The organism is Priestia sp. AB (assembly GCF_028369225.1).
GTDB lineage: Bacteria > Bacillota > Bacilli > Bacillales > Bacillaceae_H > Priestia > Priestia megaterium.
Map to the genome: position 1 here is coordinate 26,677 of NZ_JAQMYN010000011.1, position 20,085 is coordinate 46,761.

Here is a 20,085-nt window from a genome sequence, read left to right on the forward strand (position 1 = left end):
TAAAATGCCAGCAGCTATTTCTTGCCTGCTGATTGCATTTCTACTTTGTGGTAAAATAAACATACATGTATACCCATACATTTATATTGGTAACGGAAGGTGAATATAATGAGCACACATGATGAAAACTGTATTTTTTGCAAAATTACTCGCGGTGAAATCCCAGGTGCAAAAGTATTTGAAAATGAACATGTATTAGCTTTTTTAGACATTAGTCAAGTAACAAAAGGGCATACGCTGGTGATTCCAAAAGTACATAAAAAAGACATTCACGAACTAACGCCGGAAATTGCGCGCAATTTGTTTGAAGTAGTTCCTCAAATCGCAAATGCAATTAAAGAAACATACAGCCCAATCGGCTTAAACATCTTAAATAATAATGGTGAAAAAGCTGGTCAATCCGTGTTTCATTATCATATGCACATTATTCCTCGCTATGGGGAAGGCGATGGATTCGGTGCTGTATGGAAAGAGCATACAAGCGAATACACGCCTGAAAAACTTCAAGAAATCGCTGGCAATATTTCTTCTCACCTTTCTTGAAACAAAAAAAGCTTACACATGTAAGCTTTTTTTGTTTTAACTATTCATTTAACACATGTTTAATCAGTTTGTGATATAAAATATCGTGCGGCTTTTCACTTATTATGAACGACTTTCCGCCTTAACTTCTAAATTCATACGTTCTTCAATCAATTTTGTTAATGCTCTTGATCCTTCAGGTACCAAGTGGACACCATCTGATGTAAAGTATTCAGGGTGCTTAGAAGCCTCTGAGTGCCAATCTACGAGCGTGACATGATCAAACTTTTCAGAAGCAGCTTTCAAGTTCTTGTTCACGGTGCTTTCCCAGGAACGAGGAACGCGCGTATTCACTAAGTAAACGTCCGCGTGTGAAAAAGCTTTTAACAGTTGTTCAAGTTCTTCATTTGTAAAATAGCCGTTTGTTCCTAACTCAATAATCACTGCGCTGTTCGGATTATTAAATGCTTGATAGCTAGGAGTTAGCTGCAGTGCTTCATTGAGCTGCCTTCCTACTTTTCCGTCAATCGTAATACTAAGCGGCATCTCTTTAAGATTAGGAGCAATATCCAGCATGACCGAGTCTCCAATCGCAAGAACATCTCTGTAAGAATTCGGCTGCTGTTTTTCTTTGGCATCAGATTTTTCTTCCCCGGAACTCTTTTCCGCGTTCTCTGCTTTTTTATCAGCCGCTTTGTTCTTGTCTTTGACAGAAGTTGAAGCATTTTCTTTATGATTCGTTTGAATTTTAACCTCTGTCTCTTTCGCTGTCGTTTCATCCTTTTGCTGCGTACTAATAGCAAAGCTTGTCATATCCGCTGTAAACAGCGCCAAAAAGAAAATGAGACTGCCCAAAACCGCTTGTCTCGAACGAGAGAGATTACGCCATTTAAAAAGCTCTCTCGGATGGTAGTGCCGGAAATAATAGCGAAAGCCGCGTGTGCGGATAGGCACTTCAATGTAACGGTAAGAAAGTTCAGCAATGATAAATGTAAGGCCTACTTGTAGCAGCGCATGCCAATAGACCGGGCGGCCAATCTCGGATACAGGTGTTGTAAGAACAATAACCGGATAATGCCACAAATAGATGCCGTATGATCTAGTACCAAGCCAGCGAAGCGGTTTAAACGACAGAGCTTTTCCTAAAAAACTACTAGGATGACTAATCGTTGCAACCAGTACAGCAGCGTTTAAACAAATCAGCAGCATTCCACCTTGATAAAGAAAAGATGCATGAGTATACTCATCAACGCTCCATACACAGAGAATAAATACAAAGAAACTCACCATACTTACCGCGTTTAATACTTGCTTGCCTACGGCTGGAAGATTTTTTGATGATAAACGATACATCGGCCAGGCAAATGCAAGTAAACAGCCGATTAAAAGGGCAAAAAGCCGAGTGTCGGTTCCATAATAAATGCGGCTAGGATCTCCTCCTGGCTCATATAAAAAAGACATTAGAATAGCTGAGGCCATTACTCCAGCTAAAATGAATAGAGAAAGAATTCCTCTCTTTTTGATAAATTTTAAACCCAATAATAAAACAAGTGGCCACACAATATAAAACTGCTCTTCAATAGCCAGTGACCATAAGTTCTTTAATGGTGACGGTGACCCAAAACTATCAAAATATGAAACTTTATGAAAAATAAACCACCAGTTACTCATATAAAAAATAGACGATAATGCATCGCCTCGTAGCGTTGTTAACAACGGCCGGTTAAATAAAATAACCCAAGCTGCAGTTAATACTACCATCACATACACAGCTGGAAGAAGTCTTCTCGTTCGGCTAATCCAAAAATGCTTCAAATTTTTCAAAGGATTTTCCCAAGATTGCACCAGTAAAATCGAGGTAATTAAATACCCTGATAATACAAAGAAAACATCAACTCCTAGAAACCCTCCAGATGCCCATCCAAATCCTAAGTGATATGCAATGACAGACATAACAGCGAAAGCTCGAAGTCCATCCAAACTATATATATACCTATTTTTCTTTTCCTTTGCACTCATAAAAATGCCTCCAAGCAATATGTACAACAAATTTCTTTCTGAACCAATATTAAGAATATTACGTAATTGTTACATTTTTGTTACAAAAATCATTATATACAATATTATTACTTTCTTCAATATATCACTTACTTAAAATCAAAGAATAAGCAAAAAGAAACAAATTCATTATCTATCTTATTCATAAATTACTAATTTAGTAGTAGTCATATCGATTCTATCTGCGCAGTACTAAAGCCTAACATCTTTCTTTCACCTTACCCGTTTCAGAAATAGAAAAACTTCACACAATTGGTGAAGTTTCTAAGGTGTCTTTAGCATATCTACGTGGGGAAGCCCTTCATCTGAATAAATATCGGAAACAGGTCTAAAACCAAACGATTCATAAAATGTTTGAAGTCTGCTTTGAGCTTGAATTTTAATTGTCTTCTCGTGCAACTCATTCTCTAAAAAATCAATTCCTCTTGCTACTAGTTCTCTTCCGAGACCCGTACCGCGCTGTGCTTGTTTTACAATAATGCGCCCAAGAGAAGCTTCCTGGTAGCTAATTCCTTTTGGTAAAACTCTAAGGTATGCGGTAATTTTCTCATTCTCTTTTTTGAACAAGTGATAAGCAAGTTTGTCTTTTCCATCTACTTCTAAGTAAGCACACTTCTGTTCAACAACAAAAATAGCGGTGCGAACCTGTAGAATTTCATAAAGCTCATCGTTTGTCAGCTCTTGAAATGATTTTATGCACCAAGTCATGATCCGCTCACCTTTTCTTATTGTTCTTTTTCAATTAAATTCAGCGTGCGTTCAAGCCAATTGATATAGCTTGTCTCCCGGTCTTGAGCGCGAGATAGCACCAAATAATGACCAAATTGAGGAGACGAAACGGTAATTTGATGATTAACTTGTTCCAAAAGGTCATCCATTCGTTTCTTTAAAAAAGTTAGCTTCACTTTCCTGCTTGATAGCTGATTATCTATTTGTTGCTTTAACTCTTCTATTGACATGGATGAAGCAAAATAAGCTTTTAACATAAATTCATCTTTAGTTGTTTCAGGAATAGGATCAATTGTAGTGAGCCACTTGCTTAACTCTGCTCTTCCTTCTTCCGTTATCGAATACATCTTTTTTTCTAATTTCTTGCCTTGAATCACGGTTTCATAGCGAATAAAACCCTCTTCTGTTAATCGCTTTAACTCGGGATAAATCTGGCTGTGCTTAGCACTCCAAAAATTACCGACCTCTTCTTTAAAAAGTCTGGTAATGTCATACCCGCTGAGCTCCTTCTGATCTAAGAGCCCTAATATGGCATATTTTAATACTCTCATTCTGTTCCTCCACATTATTTCTTCCATCAGTATAGCATATAAACATTTCATTTACATGTTTGCCAAAACATGTTTGCGTATACTTTTTATTTATCTTTTTTCTATTATTTCCTCTTTACAGATTAATTTAAATTTTTGAAAAGTTACCTCCACAATCAATGGTTTTCATGATAGTATAATGATATTCTTTCTGACATCAGTCATTAGCCATTTTGTATGATGAGTGTTCGAACTAATTTGAGGAGGAATTAATGTGATTACGTTAAACAGAGCTTATAATTTTAATGCAGGTCCGTCTGCGCTTCCCCTACCTGTCTTACAACTTGCTCAAGAGGAGCTAGTTAATTTTAAAAATACGGGTATGTCTGTGATGGAATTATCACATCGCAGCAAAGAGTTTGAAGATGTATTAACACATGCTAAAGAAACACTCACGGAATTGCTTAACATTCCAGATACACATGAAATTTTATTCCTGCAGGGCGGAGCAAGCCTGCAATTCTCTATGATTCCAATGAACTTTTTAGCTCCCGATCAAGTCGGTGCATATGTCCTAACCGGATCATGGTCGGAAAAAGCATTAAAAGAAGCAAAGAAACTTGGAAAAACAGCAGTTGTTGCTTCTACTAAAGAAGAGAACTACCGCTCTATTCCATCTTTAGATGATATAAAGCTTCCAAAAGAAGAGATTGGGTACTTGCATATCACGTCCAACAATACTATCTTTGGTACACAATGGGCTGACTATCCGTCTATCGAAGGAGTAGACTTAATTGCCGACATGTCAAGCGACATTCTTTGCCGTCCAATTGATGTATCTAAGTTCTCTCTCATTTATGCTGGTGCTCAGAAAAACCTCGGACCATCTGGTGTCACGGTTGTCATTTTGAAGAAAGAATTACTTAAACGTATTCCTGAAGGTTTACCAACAATGCTGAATTATGAGACACATGTAAAGAGCAACTCTCTTTACAACACTCCTCCAACGTTTGGCATTTACATGCTTTCACTTGTTTTAGATTGGATTAAAGAACAAGGTGGCGTTAAAGCAATTGAAGCCCAAAATCATAAAAAAGCTAAGTTACTCTACACAAGCATGGAACGTTCAAATGGTTTCTATACCCCTCACGCTACAGAGGAAAGCCGATCAATTATGAACGTAACGTTTACTTTACCGACCGATGAGTTAACGGCTGCGTTTTTACAGCAAGCAAAAGAAAAAGGCTTCGTAGGATTAGCTGGACACCGTTCAATCGGCGGATGCCGCGCTTCTATTTACAATGCTGTACCGCTTGAAGCGTGTGAAGCTCTTGCCGCCTTTATGGATGAATTTGCACAAGCAAACGCATAATTGGCAGAATTAACTGATCCTTTTTTCACATAAATATGTTATAATCAGTATGTAAATATATGCAATGGGCATAGACGCACTATTGGTATATTTCGAGCTTAGCTTAGAAGAGGAGAGATGAGAAATGAATACAAAGGTTTTAGTTTCTTTAGCGTTATTAGTCGGAATTGGAGCGGTTCTCCACACGGTGGTACCTCCTATTTTATTTGGAATGAAGCCAGATATGATGTTAACAATGATGTTTTTAGCAATCCTGTTGTTTCCTAGCATAAAAAATGTTGCATTGGTTAGCTTAACCACAGCGGTTATTTCTGCTTTAACAACAAGCTTTCCTGGCGGACAAATTGCAAACTTGATTGATAAACCAATTACAGCATTTGTTTTCTTTGCATTATTTATGCTTGTGAAAAAAGCAACAGGCATTAAAACACCAGTTGCCGCTGCTTTAACAGCTGTTGGCACACTCGTATCAGGAACCGTATTCTTGTCTGCTGCCGCGCTAATCGTTGGCTTACCGGGCGGAAACAGCGTCATGGCGCTTGTTACTGCGGTTGTATTACCTGCAACAGTAGTGAACACAATCGTTATGGTCGTTATTTATCCAATTGTTCAATCCGTTCTAAAACGCACAAGCATCAAAGCAAAATTATCGTAACGTCAAGAGCCTGATTTAATTAAGAATCAGGCTCTTTTTTTACACCAAAAGCTCAGGCCCGCCAAAGCGTGGCGGACCTTTAGATAAAACGGTTCATTCATAGTATGTTGCTGATCTTTTAGAGACAATCTACAGTTCGACTCTTAACTTTTTGTTTAAAAAGAAATGGTACAGAATGCTTTTCACTTAAATTTCATTTGCAGCTCATACAATAGGTATGAAGACTTACTATGTAATAAAGGTTTAAGTTCTCCATCCTAGGTTACATAATAAAGTATAAGCGCCAATAAAAAACTCGCAAAAGCCACTGTCGCACATGTAAGAGACTTTTGTTTCAGTACATGTTTAGGTGGATATGATGCCGTTCTAGTCGTAAGGCTAAACCATTTAAAGGCAGCCAGAAAAAAACTCAGGCTAATTATCAAAAGAATGAATAAAGCTACCCCATGTTGATAACCTCCTTCTTTTGTATAAATCTATGCTATTTTTTTATGATTATGTCAGAAGGAAGTGTTAGCAATTACTTTACTACATAGGAGGAAATAAATAATGAGCAGAATGAAAAAACTAGCAGCTGGAGCAGCAATCGGAAGCACCGTAGCCGCTATTACAACGCTTCTTGTTACTCCATATTCAGGACGAGAACTTAAACAGCGTGTCAGCTCTCGAAAAGACCGAGTTAACGCTTCACAACAAGAGCTCTCAACAAAAATAAAAGCTGTTTCTCAACAAGTACAAATGACCGCCAGAGAAGGAAATACTATAGTGAAAAATATCGCAAGTGACCTTTCTACTACCCTTGGTCAGTTTAAAGAAGAAATTGTCCCTCATAAGGAATCCCTTCAGCATCATTTGAAAGAAATCCAAAATTCTTTGTCAAACCTAGAGGAACATGTACAGACAACTAAAAATCCCAATGAAAAAATTGACAAAAAAGAAGGTTAAAACGCCTTCTTTTTTAATTTTTTAAAATTTTGTAAATTTACATCTTTATAATTTTTTATTTTATTGGCATAATAGAAGATAAATAAAAAAAGAGACTAAGTAGGTGGGAGAAGATGAAAAAGACTAGTGATCAAGATTACAGTTTGAAAGAAGCACTTCTATTTAGCCAACGCATTGCCCAATTAAGTAAAGCCCTTTGGAAAACCGTAGAGAAGGATTGGCAGCAATGGATTAAGCCTTATGACCTTAATATTAACGAGCATCATATTTTATGGATTTCATATCATTTAAACGGGGCTTCCATTTCCGAAATTGCCAAATTTGGAGTTATGCACGTTTCTACTGCATTTAACTTCTCCAAAAAACTAGAAGAACGAGGTTTGCTTGAGTTTTCTAAAAAAGAAAGCGACAAGCGAAATACGTACATTCAGCTGACAGATAAAGGCGAGGCCATTTTATTAGATTTAATGGAACATTACGAACCTTCTAATAATTCAGTGTTCAGCGGCGCACTTCCGTTGCGCGACTTATACGGCAAATTCCCTGAGTTTATGGAACTAATGACCGTCATCCGCAAAATTTACGGTGAAGATTTTATGGATATCTTCGAGCGATCTTTCCATCATATCGAAGAAGAATTCACTGAAGAAGATGGCAAGCTTGTCAAGAAAGATAAAGAGAACCACCAGGAGACTATTTCAAACTCTTAATGGTTAGTCCCTTATCCATTGAATAATTTCAAAAAATTCATTCATCACATCTTGATAAGAAGGTTGATAACGAAGCGATTCGACCGTCTCTCTGGGAGTTAATTTATAATTCAGCATGCCAACAAATTGTGTAAGAAGCGGAACAAAGTCTGTTAGACCTTCCGCTTTTTGCTCAATATATTCGTTTTTTGTATCTTCACACAGAATTAAAATTTCCTCTACTTCCTTCTTTGTAAGCTGATTTCTTACCACTAAATCAATAAATGGTTTAGCTTCTTGTTCAGATGTCCCAGATAACAGTTTTATGTAATATTCTAAACGTGATACTCGAGATTCTAAAGTTTCCATCCGCTTCCCCTACTCCTTCAACGTTCATATACCTCTACTCCATATTGTACATGATTCATTCATGTTCTTCCAAATAATTCTTTCTGCGTCATTCACATTTCCTGTTTAAGTAGCACCGTATAAAGATTTTCATATACTGATTATGTACTCACTGCATATATTAATATAAATCCCTCTGTCCTTTTTAACATTCCTTTTGCACAATGGGTAATTGTTACTCATTTCTTATCCATTCACTTTGCTATTTCGTTTAAAACCTATTTCTCAACTTCTTAACTACCTTTATAAAATAAAAACCGTATTTCTGTGTAAATACCTTTTGAAATTCTTTGCTCAACTGTATATATAACTATCTATTTTACCGCTTTTTTGGTAATGTTAATATAGATATTTGTAAATTCATACAAAGCTGTACTATATAAATGACTATAAGACTTTTTGTCTTCGTCACACTGATTTTGTTAGGGGGATTTTTATGTACATATTCTTTATTGTATTTGCACTATTCATTTTATTCTACATCAATGCACTAACAAATACATTGTGTATTCAAAAAGAAATTCCAGCTGAAAAACAGCCTAAAGTTTTTCGTACGATTAATGTATTAATTACCATTTTATTAGTTTCATCTTATATTGAAGTATCATTTACATAAAAAACGGTGAGATGTCTCACCGCTTTTTTATAGGCTTAGCAAAAACAGCTAGCTCCGATGATAACTAATAAGATGAATAATACGACTAATAGCGCAAATCCACTGCCGTATCCGCATCCGTAAGAACCCATATCTATCGCCCCTTTCCTTTTATATTCATCTGTTTCCTAGTGGTAACATGCACAACCAACAATGACTAATAAGATAAACAGTACAACTAATAGTGCAAAACCGCCTCCATATCCGCCTCCGCTCATTTGAGCACCCCCTTTGTTTACTAATACTGCATCTTATGCATCAGCTCAAAAAACGTCTAGGCTTTTAGCCCAAACTCCATAATTTATTTCTCTTGCTTCTCGTTTGGAGATTACTCTGTGAGTTTGTCCACCATTTTGAAAACGCTTTATAAAAAAGCCATCATAAGCGTATAATCACTCCATACTTAGTGGAAAATAAATGTAAATTTACGTGGTTTTAACTTCATTTGCTAACATCAGGAAATGTGATATAGTAAATCTTGAGTCAAGCTACATAAGTAAAAATGATGAGTAGGAGTGTTTACGTATGAAAAAAAGCTTAGTTGCACTAACAACGGCAGCCAGCCTCGTTGCTTTATCAGCATGCAGTGGGGGAAATGAGGCTTCAAATGCAAACGATTCTTCAAAAGTAATTGTAGAAACAAAAGCAGGCAATATCACTCAAGGTGATTTGTATAAGCAAATGAAAGATACAATCGGACAAGACCAATTTAATACACTCGTACGAAGCGTTACCGAAGAAAAAGTATTGAGTAAAAAATATAAAGTAACGGATAAAGAGCTTGATCAGCAGCTGAACATTCTAAGAGAACAATACGGTGATCAGGTGGATTCAGTTATTAAGCAAAAAGGCGAAAAAGAAGTTAAAGATATGCTAAAAGTTGATATTCTCCGTGAAAAAGCTGCTACGGCAGGCATTAAGGTATCGGACAAAGAGCTGAAAAAAGCTTATGATGAATATAAAGCTCAAAAACCTCAAATTCGCGCAAGTCATATTTTAGTAAAAGACGAAAAAACAGCAAACGAAGTAGAAGCGAAAATCAAAAAAGGCGAGGACTTTGCTAGTCTAGCAAAAGAATATTCAACAGATCAGCAGTCTGCAGCTAATGGCGGCGATTTAGGCTACTTCGGTGAAGGCCAAATGGTTAAAGAATTTGAAGAAGCGGCTTACAAGCTGAAAAAAGGTGAAGTAAGTAAACCAATCAAAACAGAGTACGGCTACCATATCATTAAACTAGTTGATAAAAAGAAAGTAGAATCGTTTGAGAAAAAGAAACCCGAACTTGAGCAGCAAATCAAACGTTCAAAAATAGATCAAGCAGAAGCGAACAAGAAGATTCAAAAAGAGCTTGATAAAGCAAAAGTGACACCAAAAGATAAGGATGTAAAACCAATTTTCGAAGAAGGTGCGACAGATAGTCAATCTGGCGTAGAAACTCCTCAGCAGTAATGCTAAGAGCCTGTCACTCATGTGACAGGCTCTTTTATATAATCAGATGGAATCGCTGTTGCGTCTTTCTTTTTCCACTTGCATTCTTTCAATGAAGACTTGTCCCTCTTTTTCAATAAACGAATCATCCACTTGCTTATCATGTTGTGCAGCACGAATCGCCATAAATCCACTAAAGAAAATGCCTGCTACAACTAAATAAATCCAAATTGGTAGTGTCACCATATATTGATCCCCCATCACAGTTATTTACAACCACTATATGCGAAGGAAGAAAGACTTATACCTTTTTAATCAATCGTTGGTTTATAAAATGAGCGATTATCAAGTGCAAAAATACGCTCTGTAAACTCACCGGGCTTCACTTTTGTTAATGCTCGGTCTAGCATATTCATTTTAGCGTCTACATTGTCAATCAAATGAAGCATCTCAGCCTCTTTAATTAACGGCTTTTTCGGACTTCCCCACTCTTCCTTACCGTGATGCGATAATACAAGATGCTGAAGAAGCATAACCTCTTCTCCTTCAATCGCTAATTCTTCTGCCGCTTTTCCAATTTCATTCACCATAATCGAAATATGGCCAAGCAGGTTCCCTTCGACTGTGTATATCGTCGAAACAGGACCTGAAAGTTCAAATACTTTGCCAAGGTCATGAAGAATAACTCCAGCGTAAAGCAAGTCGCGGTTTAAGCTTGGATAAAGGGTTGAAAATGACTCAGCCAGCTTCAGCATAGACACCACATGGTAGGCAAGTCCCGATACAAACTCATGGTGATTTTTAGTTGCTGCCGGATATTCTAGAAATTCCGTTTGATATTTTTTAAACAAATGGCGAGTAATGCGCTGGACATTCGAATTTTTCATTTCAAATATACTCTTTGTAATATGTTCGACCATTTCTTCTTGAGATAAAGGCGCCACTTCTAAAAAGTCAGATGTGCGAACTCCGTCTTGGGGCTGTGCAGGACGAATGTTGCGTATTTTCAGCTGGTTGCGTCCGCGGTAATTCATTACTTCTCCAGCAGCTCGCACAATCTTTTGAGCAGCATAATTTTCCTCGTCATCTGGGGAAGCATCCCACAGCTTGGCTTCAATATCACCTGTTTTATCTTGCAGGATTACCGTTAAAAATGGCTTTCCATTGCTTGCAATTCCTCTCGTTGAGGATTTAATTAAAAAATAAAGATCAACTTGCTCTCCTACTTCGTATTGAGCAATTCCTTTTGTCATGATCTTTTCCTCCTTACCACTTCATTCTATGTATTTGATAACGAAGCTCTTATCGCTTCGTCCGCTTATTTACAGCTCTTTACATTTCATTTTACCATCGCTTGCCACCGAATGCACGGGTAGACGCTTTTTCATAAAAGATGAGATTGCGACATAACAAAATCAATGCAATCTAAAGACGAACAAATTGGATAAAGGAGCTGAACTGCTTGAGACACCGCTGTTGATTTCCGTGCAAGACTTCGCTTTCCGCGAGCGGGCGCTGAGCCTCATCGTCCCTTCCGCTCCTGCGGGGTCTCACCTATTCCGCTTTTCCCGCAGGAGTCTTCGTCTTGCTCACCAATACATAGCTAGAAGCAGCCACATATATGAAAACTATGGTCACTATAGCAATAAAAAAATCCGAACGAGTTGGATTCTCCCTCAAGAATCTAGGTTGTTCGTTCGGATCTTCCTTCAACTAAACTACTTTTATCTCAGCCTCTCACTTCTTTATGTTTCTTTTTTCGTTAGCTGCAGCGCCTTTTTAATATCTTTAAAAGAGGTGGATTGCCCATACATAAGGACTCCTCCTTTATACACACGGGCACCAAATATAGCTAAAGCAGTAATCGTCACAACTAAAATCCCTATCGATACACTCACTTCCCACACAGGAACATTTAACATACCTACACGCAAAAACATAATCATCGGAGCAAAAAATGGGATAAAAGATGTGACCGTAATGATTGTGGTTTCAGGATCACCAAGTCCAAACATAGCAATTAAAAAAGCAGCCACAATCACAAGGGTCATAGGCGTAATCATTTGCTGTACATCTTCAATACGGCTCACAAGAGAACCTAAAAAAGCCGCGAGCGTAGCAAAAAGGAAGTACCCCAATATGAAAAAGACAAATGCATACACGAATGTAGTCAGTGGAACATCATTAAATCCGAGATAAGAAAAGATACCGTTATGATTTGTTTCCACACTGGCTTTTAACGATGTGTAGCCCACGCTCAGTATCACTGCAAGCTGTGTTAAGCTGAGCAGTGCAATTCCAATGATTTTAGCAAACATTTGTGTAATAGGTGATACGCTCGATACAAGGATCTCCATAACGCGGGATGATTTTTCAGTAGCTACTTCCATTGCGATCATGCTCCCATACATGATAACAGCAAAATAAATAACAAACAGCAGTACATACACAAGACCTCTTGCTTGATTTAGCTCTTGTTCTGTTTTGGCATTTTCAACTAACGCTTTCTTTTTAAATGAAACAGGGCTGTAAAGCTGATCGATTTGCTTTTCTTCTAACCCGATTTTTACTGTAGCCATAGCCACTTTTGTTTGCTGTACCGCCTGTTCTAAGGTAGAAGAAAGGTTTGATTCGGCCAAAGAGTTAGCTTTGTACACAGCTTGAGGCAGCTGCTTATCGTTTAAAGATAAAAGTAAATAGCTATCGAGCTCCCCGTTTTTTACCGCTTGTTTTGCCTTAGACTCAGACGTAAATTCTTTTAAATGAATGTCTTTATCCATAGCATTTACATTTTGTTTGAACAACGTATATACGCTTTCCACTTCGTAGATGACACCCACATTTGTACCGTTATCGTCTGAATTAAAAACGTCGATAATTTTCTCCATATTTGTAAGAGCAACTAGAATAAGAGCAGTAATAATCGTCGTAATAATAAAAGATTTTGTTTTTAATTTATTAAGATATGTATGAAAGACAATGACCCAAAATTTATTCATAGGAAGCACCTACCTTTTCAATGAAAATATCATTTAATGACGGCTCTTCCACTGCGAATTTAGATACAAATGAAAAGTATTTAAGTTCTTGAAAAATGAGTTGTGATACGGATTCATGTTGAATTTGAACAATCATGCCCTCAACCGTTTTTTTTACCTTTACAATGCCTTCAAGCTCTGTAATTCTCTCAAACGGACCTTTTCCATGTACAATGACGTTTTTCTTTCCAAATGAACGTTTGATCTCGGGCAGCCTTCCATACACTACAGGCGTGCCATGATGCATAATACATAAATATTCACAAAGTTCTTCCACATGTTCCATTCGATGACTTGAAAAAACAATCGTCGTTCCGCGTTTTTTCAAATCAAGCACCGCTTCTTTTAATACCTCTACGTTTACAGGATCTAAGCCGCTAAAAGGTTCGTCTAAAATAAGCAGCTCGGGTCGATGAATAACAGAGGCAATAAATTGAATTTTTTGCTGATTTCCTTTGGATAGCTCTTCTACTTTTTTGGAAGCATATTGAGGAATATTGAATCTAGATAACCAGTGCTCCATTTCTTGCAGCACGTTCGCTTTTTTCATTCCGCGCAACCGTCCAAGGTATACAAGCTGATCTTTGACTTTTAATTTCGGATACAGTCCCCTTTCTTCTGGAAGGTAGCCAACTAGATGACTTCTACTGTAAGTTAAAGATTTATCATTCCATTGGATATGACCTGAGGTTGGTTCAATGAGCCCTAAAATCATTCGAAACGTCGTCGTTTTGCCAGCACCGTTTGCACCTAAAAAACCGAACACTTCGCCTTTTGGAATTTGCAGGGATAGCTCGTTTACAGCTGTAAATTCACCGTACCTTTTTGAAACTTCACGGATAGAAAGAGACATTTAATTCCTCCTTTGTAAATAAACCTATGTTTATTGTATGGAAAAAAATGATATCTGTAAACCTTAGCAGGATTTAGGGGAATAGGACGAGAAATATGTTGAATACGCTTACGATTATACTATAAAAGGGGAGTAGATTTTATGAGTACTTACACATTAACCGCTTTTGAAAAGACTGGGGAAAAATTAATAGATGAAAGTTTTGAAGCAGCTTCTGAGACAGAAGCAAAGACTATCGGCACCAAGAAGTTAGAAGAGCTTTCCTATTTAGAAAAAACGCATCGATGCGTTAGCTCTAGCGGAAAACTTGTATTGTTTCATCGTTAATACAAAACGCCGGAAAGTTTTAGCTTTCCGGCGTTTTATATTACTTTACAGCTTCTTTTAGTTCTTTACCAGCTTTAAATGCCGGTACTTTTGATGCTGGAATTTGCATTTCTTCACCCGTTTGAGGGTTACGGCCTGTACGAGCAGCACGCTCGCGTACTTCAAATGTACCGAAGCCGATTAACTGAATTTTTTCACCTTCACCTAGCGTCGATGAAATTGTTTCTAGTAATGCATCAACTGCTTTAGATGCATCTGCTTTTGTTAACTCTGATTTTGTTGCCACTGCGTTTACTAAATCTGTTTTGTTCATTTCCAATCACCTCATTAGTTTCTACATTATCTTGTGTTACCACTGTTTTGCAACTTTTAAACATGCTCTATCAATATGATAGACAAAAATATTGGCTTTTAAACTAGTTCACTTAATTTTCGGAAATATCTTTTTCACTTTGATTAAAAACAGGCGCTCGCTTTTCTAGAAACGCACGTACACCTTCCTTATGATCCGAACTTTGGCTCATAGCAAACTGACTTCTTTTCTCAAGCGCAAGCACTTGCTTTAATTGTGAAACAGATGTCTCCACATAAATTCGCTTTGTTTCCTTCAAAGCACGTGAAGGTTTTTTTAGCCAATATGAGAGATAATCTTCTACATACTTCGCCAAATCTCCTTCTTTTATTTCATCAATTATGCCAAATTGATGAGCTTCCTCTGCTTTTAATGTCTTTCCTTCCCAAATTAGCTGTTTTGCACGATGAGCACCGATGCGCTTTTCTAGTAAAAAGTGACCGCCTCCGTCTGGAATTAGAGCAATACCGATAAAGTTCATCGCAATTTTTGTGTGTCTTTCTGCAATAATATAATCAGAAGCAAGCGCGATGCTCAGTCCTAGCCCTGCTGCCGCACCGTGCAGTACACTTATTGTCATTTGAGGGAGGCTGTATAAAGTCAGCACGGCTTCATTAATCAAATCCATTACCTGCTCAAAACGTTCTGATTGTGAAGGTGACATCATCATATTAATATCTCCGCCTGCTGAAAATACTTTTCCGTTTCCTTTTACTATTAAAAAGTCCGCTTCACTTTCTTCGACAACTTTTAAACATTGAATAAACTGCTCTAGCACTTCTTCGTTTAATGCATTTAACGCATCCGGCCTGTTAAACGAAATTGTGGCGATACGCTCTTGCAAAACTAGTTCTACTACTTTTAATTCGACGGTCATCTTACTCACCCTTTCTGATAATGATTGAGGACTTGTTCACGAAGCGTACGTTTTAGGAACTTTCCTACCGTTGTCTTCGGGATCTCATCCATAAATAAAATGTCATCTGGAAGCCACCATTTTGCGAACTGCGGCGCTAAAAATTCGAGCAGCTCTTCTGACGAAACGATGCCTTGGTATGCATCTTTTAACACGACACAAGCCACTGGACGCTCTTGCCACACCTTATGAGGGACTGCTATTACACAGGCTTCGAAAACTGCTTCATGGGCAATAAGCGCGTTTTCTAGATCAACCGATGAAATCCATTCTCCTCCGCTTTTAATTAAATCTTTTGTTCGGTCTACGATTTTGATCGTTCCCTCTTCGTCAACCGTCACAATATCTCCGGTGTACAGCCAGCCGTCTTTAAACGTATCTTCTGTTCTTTTATCCTTGTAATATTCAGAAGCTACCCATGGGCCCTTTAGTAATAGCTCACCCATTTCGACTCCATCCCAAGCAATTTCTCCATTTTGACCTATTACTTTCATTTCAACGCCAGGAACTAAGAAACCTTGCTTCGCTTTTACGTTGAGCTGATACTCAAAGTCTTCGCTGTACTGATAGCTTTTTAAGCGGGAGACGGTCACCACAGGGCTTGTTTCCGTCATTCCGTATGCATGCATAAATTCAATTTGATATTTTTCCTGAAATTCTCGAATGACGCTTTTTGGGGCCGCTGATCCGCCACATAAAATAGCTCGCAAACTATCGACTGCGTAAGGCCTGGTTTCTATCTCTTGTAAAAAGTTTAACCAAACGGTAGGTACTGCTGCAGCCAGAGTTACTTTCTCTTCTTCAATCAAAAAAGCAATCGTCTCTGAAGTACAAAAAGCACCCGGCAGCACGAGCTTTGTTCCAAGCCAAACGGCAGCAAAAGGAATTCCCCATGCGTTCACGTGAAACATTGGAACGATAGGCATAGCGGTATCAGCTTCTGATAATCCAGCACTATCAGCAAGCCCTAGCGCCATACAGTGCAGATAAATAGCGCGATGAGAATATACAACGCCCTTTGGCTCTCCTGTAGTAGCAGAGGTATAACAAAGACCTGCTGGTTCTTCTTCGTTTAAATCTTGAACAAAAGAATGCGATGCATCCCCTTGCTTAATCCAATTTTCGTAATGATAAACTGGCAAGTCTGTTTCTGGCAGCTTATTTTCATCTGACATAATGATATAGGCTTCAACATGTGGAAGCTTGTGATGAATGCTTTCAAATAAAGGTAAAAAACATTCATCAAATAAAATGACTTTATCGCGTGCATGGTTAATGATGTATACAATTTGCTCAGGATCTAACCGGATATTGATGGTGTGAAGAACAGCGCCTATTCCAGGCACGGCAAAATAAGCTTCTAGATGTCTATGATGATTCCATGCAAACGTCCCGACTCTTTCTCCTCGATTCACTCCAATTCGTTCTAGCATACTAGAGAGCTGCCGAGTCCGTTTTATTAACTGATTATAAGTTAAACGCTGAATTCCTTTTGAAGATTTAGAAACCACTTCTTTTTTACTAAACAGCTTTTCAGCTCTTTCCATCATAGATGGTACGGTTAACTGTACATTCATCATTAAGCGGCACCTCGCATCGCCATAATAAGAAAACGCTTACAACTTTTTTTATATATTCAACAGATTCCGACATTTCCCTGCCGAAAATAAAAAAAGATCACTAAAAAGTGACCTTTTTATTTCCTAAACAATTCATCTAAAATCTTGAGTTTCTCTTGTGTGTAGTGCTCGAATCCATCGTTGTACGATTTTGGGTCTTTTGGATTCGCAAACCTTGTGATAATGCCTGTTTCTGGATGCACGAACTTACTAGATGCCCCGCATCCAAGACCAATAATCGTCTGCTTTTCTTCCATAATCATAATATTGTACAGGCTCTCTTGACCAGGGAATGAATATCCAACGTTCTCTAAATTACCTAAAATATTTTTTTGGCGATATAAATAATAAGGTTCATACCCTTGTTCTTGAGTCCACTCAGTCGCTAAATCCATCATTTTACCAATTTCATAGCGATCTGCCACTTTGTATTTCCGTTTATTTTGAGTCATTTCAGACGCGCGTTTAAACGATAGCGTATGAACAGTTAAAGATTCAGGAAGCAATTTTTTAGATTCGTCTAGCGTATGCTGAAATTCTTCTACACCTTCATTTGGAAGTCCAATAATTAAGTCCATGTTAATGTTATTCATCCCCATTTTTCGAGAAAGATGAAATTTATCAATAGTTTCTTCAACTGTATGATGACGTCCAATAGCTTTTAAGGTTTCTTGAATATAAGACTGCGGATTTACACTAATCCGGTCAATATTCCATTTGTTCAAAACAGCTAGCTTTTCTTCCGTAATCGTATCGGGTCTTCCTGCTTCTACCGTAATTTCACGGATATTTTGTACATCCGGGAACGATTCATACATCTCTTCATACAGCATGTCCATTTCTTCAGCGGTAATGCTCGTTGGTGTACCTCCACCATAATAGACGGTTGTAATCTTGACGTTATTGTCTTTTAGCCATTTTCCTACTTCACGCATCTCATAATGCAAGCCGCCTAAAAATGACGTAACGGATCCTTGACGTCCGTTAATTGCATACGCTGGGAATGTACAGTATGCACACTTCGTCGGACAAAACGGAATGCCTATATAAATGCTTACCTCGTTCTTTAACTCATGTAAATCGGGAATAGCTGCTAGTTGACGATCCACAATATGCTGCATTAAATTAATTTTGTCATCGGTGATTAAATATTCTTCCTTTAGCTCACGATGCGCTTGTTCTTTACTTTTGCCTGACTGCAGTTTCATATGAAGCAGCTTCGTTGGACGTATACCAGTTAAAATACCCCATTTTTGAACAATGCTTGTATACTCCTGTAGTACAGATAAGTAGACGCGAAGCACCACATTTTTTATTTGCTTAAATTTTTCTTTTTCTGTTTCATATGGGGTAAACGATTTAGCAAGCTCTTCTGTAAACACTTTGTCCGTTTCAGCGTCATGGAGTACTGCTTTCGCATAAATTTCTTCATGAACTTTTAGCTCTACTTCGACTTTCAGCTGAGCTTCGTTATCATCCTCAAAGGAGACGTTGCTTTCTTCAAAAAACAAATCTGAAATTCGGTGAAGCGGACGTAAAAAACGTTCATCTTCTATACCTTTTATATAAATGTTCAATATAATCACCTTTCAAATCAATTCTATCTAAGTAATCAGTTTACAAAACCTACGTATGTCCGGTCAAGGTGCTCAGTTCAAGGGAATGCGCGGACAGGAAACAAACGGAAAAGAGATTGAGCCATAAACATTAATTCAATCTAAAGACGAACAAATGAGATACATGAGCTGAACCGCTTGTTACACTTTGTTGATTTCCATGCAAGGCTTTGCTTTCCGCGGGCGGGCGATGAGCCTTCTCGTCGCTTGCGCTTTTCGCGCGGAAGTCTTCGCCTTGCCCTCCAATCAACTGCTAGAAGCACGTACATATATGAAACCTACGTTCACTCTTCCAATAAAAAAATCCGAACGAATTGGATTCTCTATCAAGAATCTCGATTCATCGTTCGGATCTTCCTTCGGCTAAACTGCTTTTGTACTAGCCTCTTTTTTCCTTTATTTATTTTAAACGAAAGCTGTCAATTTGATGAAGATAACCAAGGCGCTGCTGCTTTCTAAATAATTCTTTTACCATATAGGCTACACCATTTTCATTATTAGAACGAGTAACCCAATCCGCAAGCATTTTTAATTCTGTTGGTGAATTGCCCATGGCCACACCCATTCCTGCATGTTCAATCGTTTCTAAATCATCATAGCAATTTCCAATTGCTACTACGTCTTCCATTGGTATCCCTAGACGATTTGCTACATAACGAACGCCGGCAGCTTTTGTGGCTCCTTTTGGCGTAATATAACATCTATTTTCATTTGGATACGAAAACCATTCAATATCCGGAACTGCACTAGCAATTGTTTGCTCGGCATATTCTTTTTCTCTACGATCTGCAAAATACACTTCTATTTTTGGCGTAGAAACAGGTTCATCACGAAGTGTATCTCCTAATGAATCTACGAACTGCACGGGATAAAAGAGCGGTTCTCCCGTTTTCAACACGCTTTTAGCTACGATATTATTAGGAAGCTTTACACGATTTCCAATTGAAAACCTTTCATGTAAAATGCGGACATGACAATTAAAATTTTCAAAAAGCTGAATGAGATTAAATGTTTTTTCCTCGCTAATTCTCTTATCTAGTATCGGTTTGTCTATCGATGTTCCGATAAAGGCACCGCTATGAGTAATGAGCATTGCTGGATGAACTTTAAGTGACCGAGCAATTTTTTTAGCAGACGGAAAATGCCTGTTTGTTACTAATGTAACGTAAACGCCTTTATTTTTAACGAATTGAATTGCGTCTTTCGTTTCTTTTGTAACGCGCCCTTGGCTATTTAAAATGGTTCCATCAATATTCAACGCTAGCAATCGATAAGCCATATGAGAACCCCTTCTTTCATAGATGTCTAATCCGTTAGGATACGGTTATAAATGACCTTTTCATGATAGTCGGCATGTGTAGCCTTGTTACTAA

General features: G+C 37.9%; 24 protein-coding genes. 8 read left to right on the plus strand and 16 right to left on the minus strand.

Annotated features, from left to right (window positions below; translation table 11 throughout):
* The first annotated feature begins 108 nt into the window (after positions 1–108).
* Positions 109–543: an HIT family protein gene (locus POF52_RS24285; RefSeq protein ID WP_013081680.1), complete on the plus strand. Its 435-nt coding sequence runs from the start codon at positions 109–111 to the stop codon at positions 541–543.
* Positions 544–645: 102 nt separating this feature from the next.
* Here POF52_RS24285 and POF52_RS24290 read toward each other — a convergent pair whose 3' ends face one another.
* From POF52_RS24290 to POF52_RS24300, 3 genes are all read right to left on the minus strand, one after another.
* Positions 646–2,541, minus strand: coding sequence for an acyltransferase family protein (locus POF52_RS24290; protein WP_205662263.1), 1,896 nt, complete (start codon positions 2,539–2,541; stop codon positions 646–648).
* Positions 2,542–2,844: 303 nt separating this feature from the next.
* Positions 2,845–3,288: a GNAT family N-acetyltransferase gene (locus tag POF52_RS24295; protein ID WP_271995656.1), complete on the minus strand. Its 444-nt coding sequence runs from the start codon at positions 3,286–3,288 to the stop codon at positions 2,845–2,847.
* Between the two features lie 17 nt (positions 3,289–3,305).
* Positions 3,306–3,860, minus strand: coding sequence for a PadR family transcriptional regulator (locus POF52_RS24300; protein WP_271995658.1), 555 nt, complete (start codon positions 3,858–3,860; stop codon positions 3,306–3,308).
* A gap of 253 nt (positions 3,861–4,113) precedes the next feature.
* Here POF52_RS24300 and serC point away from each other — a divergent pair, with 253 nt between their 5' ends.
* The 4 genes from serC to POF52_RS24320 all read left to right on the plus strand — a co-directional run bounded on the left by serC (position 4,114) and on the right by POF52_RS24320 (position 7,521).
* The gene (gene serC, locus POF52_RS24305; protein ID WP_271995661.1) at positions 4,114–5,211 is read left to right on the plus strand and encodes a 3-phosphoserine/phosphohydroxythreonine transaminase; all 1,098 of its coding nucleotides are present in this window, start codon (positions 4,114–4,116) and stop codon (positions 5,209–5,211) included.
* Between the two features lie 124 nt (positions 5,212–5,335).
* Positions 5,336–5,866, plus strand: coding sequence for a tryptophan transporter (locus tag POF52_RS24310; RefSeq protein ID WP_034654488.1), 531 nt, complete (start codon positions 5,336–5,338; stop codon positions 5,864–5,866).
* A gap of 549 nt (positions 5,867–6,415) precedes the next feature.
* Complete coding sequence (locus POF52_RS24315) at positions 6,416–6,811, plus strand: YtxH domain-containing protein (protein WP_013055314.1); 396 nt, start codon at positions 6,416–6,418, stop codon at positions 6,809–6,811.
* A gap of 113 nt (positions 6,812–6,924) precedes the next feature.
* Complete coding sequence (locus tag POF52_RS24320) at positions 6,925–7,521, plus strand: HTH-type transcriptional regulator Hpr (RefSeq protein WP_014461677.1); 597 nt, start codon at positions 6,925–6,927, stop codon at positions 7,519–7,521.
* A 3-nt stretch (positions 7,522–7,524) separates the two neighbouring features.
* Here the strand turns inward: POF52_RS24320 and POF52_RS24325 are convergent, their stop codons facing one another.
* Positions 7,525–7,869 carry a DUF1878 family protein gene (locus POF52_RS24325; RefSeq protein WP_013081673.1) on the minus strand — a complete coding sequence of 115 codons (345 nt, stop codon included), beginning with the start codon at positions 7,867–7,869 and terminating at the stop codon, positions 7,525–7,527.
* Positions 7,870–8,344: 475 nt separating this feature from the next.
* Here POF52_RS24325 and POF52_RS24330 point away from each other — a divergent pair, with 475 nt between their 5' ends.
* The gene (locus tag POF52_RS24330; RefSeq protein ID WP_013055312.1) at positions 8,345–8,524 is read left to right on the plus strand and encodes a hypothetical protein; all 180 of its coding nucleotides are present in this window, start codon (positions 8,345–8,347) and stop codon (positions 8,522–8,524) included.
* A 35-nt stretch (positions 8,525–8,559) separates the two neighbouring features.
* Here the strand turns inward: POF52_RS24330 and POF52_RS24335 are convergent, their stop codons facing one another.
* Positions 8,560–8,655, minus strand: coding sequence for a YjcZ family sporulation protein (locus tag POF52_RS24335; protein ID WP_016762974.1), 96 nt, complete (start codon positions 8,653–8,655; stop codon positions 8,560–8,562).
* Positions 8,656–8,691: 36 nt separating this feature from the next.
* Positions 8,692–8,781 carry a YjcZ family sporulation protein gene (locus POF52_RS24340; RefSeq protein ID WP_016762973.1) on the minus strand — a complete coding sequence of 30 codons (90 nt, stop codon included), beginning with the start codon at positions 8,779–8,781 and terminating at the stop codon, positions 8,692–8,694.
* Between the two features lie 307 nt (positions 8,782–9,088).
* On the opposite strand from POF52_RS24340, the gene POF52_RS24345 reads away from it, so the two are divergent.
* Positions 9,089–10,012, plus strand: coding sequence for a peptidylprolyl isomerase (locus POF52_RS24345; protein WP_271995674.1), 924 nt, complete (start codon positions 9,089–9,091; stop codon positions 10,010–10,012).
* Between the two features lie 42 nt (positions 10,013–10,054).
* Here the strand turns inward: POF52_RS24345 and POF52_RS24350 are convergent, their stop codons facing one another.
* From POF52_RS24350 to POF52_RS24365, 4 genes are all read right to left on the minus strand, one after another.
* Positions 10,055–10,237, minus strand: coding sequence for a sporulation YhaL family protein (locus tag POF52_RS24350; protein WP_013055310.1), 183 nt, complete (start codon positions 10,235–10,237; stop codon positions 10,055–10,057).
* 65 nt (positions 10,238–10,302) lie between these two features.
* Complete coding sequence (yhaM, locus tag POF52_RS24355) at positions 10,303–11,244, minus strand: 3'-5' exoribonuclease YhaM (protein WP_013055309.1); 942 nt, start codon at positions 11,242–11,244, stop codon at positions 10,303–10,305.
* A gap of 492 nt (positions 11,245–11,736) precedes the next feature.
* Positions 11,737–12,990 carry an ABC transporter permease gene (locus POF52_RS24360; protein ID WP_016762971.1) on the minus strand — a complete coding sequence of 418 codons (1,254 nt, stop codon included), beginning with the start codon at positions 12,988–12,990 and terminating at the stop codon, positions 11,737–11,739.
* Complete coding sequence (locus tag POF52_RS24365) at positions 12,983–13,882, minus strand: ABC transporter ATP-binding protein (RefSeq protein WP_271995679.1); 900 nt, start codon at positions 13,880–13,882, stop codon at positions 12,983–12,985. Before POF52_RS24365 ends, POF52_RS24360 begins: the two co-directional genes overlap by 8 nt.
* Positions 13,883–14,023: 141 nt before the next feature.
* Between POF52_RS24365 and POF52_RS24370 the strand changes: the two genes are divergently transcribed.
* Positions 14,024–14,209, plus strand: coding sequence for a YhzD family protein (locus POF52_RS24370; RefSeq protein WP_013055306.1), 186 nt, complete (start codon positions 14,024–14,026; stop codon positions 14,207–14,209).
* Positions 14,210–14,249: 40 nt separating this feature from the next.
* Here the strand turns inward: POF52_RS24370 and POF52_RS24375 are convergent, their stop codons facing one another.
* The 6 genes from POF52_RS24375 to POF52_RS24400 all read right to left on the minus strand — a co-directional run bounded on the left by POF52_RS24375 (position 14,250) and on the right by POF52_RS24400 (position 19,991).
* Positions 14,250–14,522, minus strand: coding sequence for an HU family DNA-binding protein (locus tag POF52_RS24375; RefSeq protein WP_013055305.1), 273 nt, complete (start codon positions 14,520–14,522; stop codon positions 14,250–14,252).
* A gap of 112 nt (positions 14,523–14,634) precedes the next feature.
* Positions 14,635–15,438, minus strand: a complete 804-nt coding sequence (locus tag POF52_RS24380) for an enoyl-CoA hydratase (protein WP_176585712.1) — start codon at positions 15,436–15,438, stop codon at positions 14,635–14,637.
* Between the two features lie 5 nt (positions 15,439–15,443).
* Positions 15,444–17,057: a long-chain fatty acid--CoA ligase gene (locus tag POF52_RS24385; RefSeq protein WP_271995686.1), complete on the minus strand. Its 1,614-nt coding sequence runs from the start codon at positions 17,055–17,057 to the stop codon at positions 15,444–15,446.
* Between the two features lie 116 nt (positions 17,058–17,173).
* The gene (locus tag POF52_RS24390) at positions 17,174–18,676 is read right to left on the minus strand and encodes a coproporphyrinogen III oxidase (protein ID WP_170943847.1); all 1,503 of its coding nucleotides are present in this window, start codon (positions 18,674–18,676) and stop codon (positions 17,174–17,176) included.
* Between the two features lie 127 nt (positions 18,677–18,803).
* A complete protein-coding gene (locus POF52_RS24395) occupies positions 18,804–18,962 on the minus strand; it encodes a hypothetical protein (protein ID WP_162837677.1) in 159 nt (52 codons plus the stop codon).
* Between the two features lie 150 nt (positions 18,963–19,112).
* Positions 19,113–19,991, minus strand: a complete 879-nt coding sequence (locus tag POF52_RS24400) for a Cof-type HAD-IIB family hydrolase (RefSeq protein ID WP_013055300.1) — start codon at positions 19,989–19,991, stop codon at positions 19,113–19,115.
* Between the last annotated feature and the right edge of the window lie 94 nt (positions 19,992–20,085).

Bases quoted from the DNA above. Each gene is read 5' to 3' on its own strand.
- POF52_RS24285 (WP_013081680.1), top strand. From the start codon at position 109: ATGAGCACACATGATGAAAACTGTATTTTTTGCAAAATTACTCGCGGT.
- POF52_RS24290 (WP_205662263.1), bottom strand. From the start codon at position 2,541: ATGAGTGCAAAGGAAAAGAAAAATAGGTATATATATAGTTTGGATGGA.
- POF52_RS24295 (WP_271995656.1), bottom strand. From the start codon at position 3,288: ATGACTTGGTGCATAAAATCATTTCAAGAGCTGACAAACGATGAGCTT.
- POF52_RS24300 (WP_271995658.1), bottom strand. From the start codon at position 3,860: ATGAGAGTATTAAAATATGCCATATTAGGGCTCTTAGATCAGAAGGAG.
- POF52_RS24310 (WP_034654488.1), top strand. From the start codon at position 5,336: ATGAATACAAAGGTTTTAGTTTCTTTAGCGTTATTAGTCGGAATTGGA.
- POF52_RS24315 (WP_013055314.1), top strand. From the start codon at position 6,416: ATGAGCAGAATGAAAAAACTAGCAGCTGGAGCAGCAATCGGAAGCACC.
- POF52_RS24320 (WP_014461677.1), top strand. From the start codon at position 6,925: ATGAAAAAGACTAGTGATCAAGATTACAGTTTGAAAGAAGCACTTCTA.
- POF52_RS24325 (WP_013081673.1), bottom strand. From the start codon at position 7,869: ATGGAAACTTTAGAATCTCGAGTATCACGTTTAGAATATTACATAAAA.
- POF52_RS24330 (WP_013055312.1), top strand. From the start codon at position 8,345: ATGTACATATTCTTTATTGTATTTGCACTATTCATTTTATTCTACATC.
- POF52_RS24335 (WP_016762974.1), bottom strand. From the start codon at position 8,655: ATGGGTTCTTACGGATGCGGATACGGCAGTGGATTTGCGCTATTAGTC.
- POF52_RS24340 (WP_016762973.1), bottom strand. From the start codon at position 8,781: ATGAGCGGAGGCGGATATGGAGGCGGTTTTGCACTATTAGTTGTACTG.
- POF52_RS24345 (WP_271995674.1), top strand. From the start codon at position 9,089: ATGAAAAAAAGCTTAGTTGCACTAACAACGGCAGCCAGCCTCGTTGCT.
- POF52_RS24350 (WP_013055310.1), bottom strand. From the start codon at position 10,237: ATGGTGACACTACCAATTTGGATTTATTTAGTTGTAGCAGGCATTTTC.
- yhaM (WP_013055309.1), bottom strand. From the start codon at position 11,244: ATGACAAAAGGAATTGCTCAATACGAAGTAGGAGAGCAAGTTGATCTT.
- POF52_RS24360 (WP_016762971.1), bottom strand. From the start codon at position 12,990: ATGAATAAATTTTGGGTCATTGTCTTTCATACATATCTTAATAAATTA.
- POF52_RS24365 (WP_271995679.1), bottom strand. From the start codon at position 13,882: ATGTCTCTTTCTATCCGTGAAGTTTCAAAAAGGTACGGTGAATTTACA.
- POF52_RS24370 (WP_013055306.1), top strand. From the start codon at position 14,024: ATGAGTACTTACACATTAACCGCTTTTGAAAAGACTGGGGAAAAATTA.
- POF52_RS24375 (WP_013055305.1), bottom strand. From the start codon at position 14,522: ATGAACAAAACAGATTTAGTAAACGCAGTGGCAACAAAATCAGAGTTA.
- POF52_RS24380 (WP_176585712.1), bottom strand. From the start codon at position 15,438: ATGACCGTCGAATTAAAAGTAGTAGAACTAGTTTTGCAAGAGCGTATC.
- POF52_RS24385 (WP_271995686.1), bottom strand. From the start codon at position 17,057: ATGATGAATGTACAGTTAACCGTACCATCTATGATGGAAAGAGCTGAA.
- POF52_RS24400 (WP_013055300.1), bottom strand. From the start codon at position 19,991: ATGGCTTATCGATTGCTAGCGTTGAATATTGATGGAACCATTTTAAAT.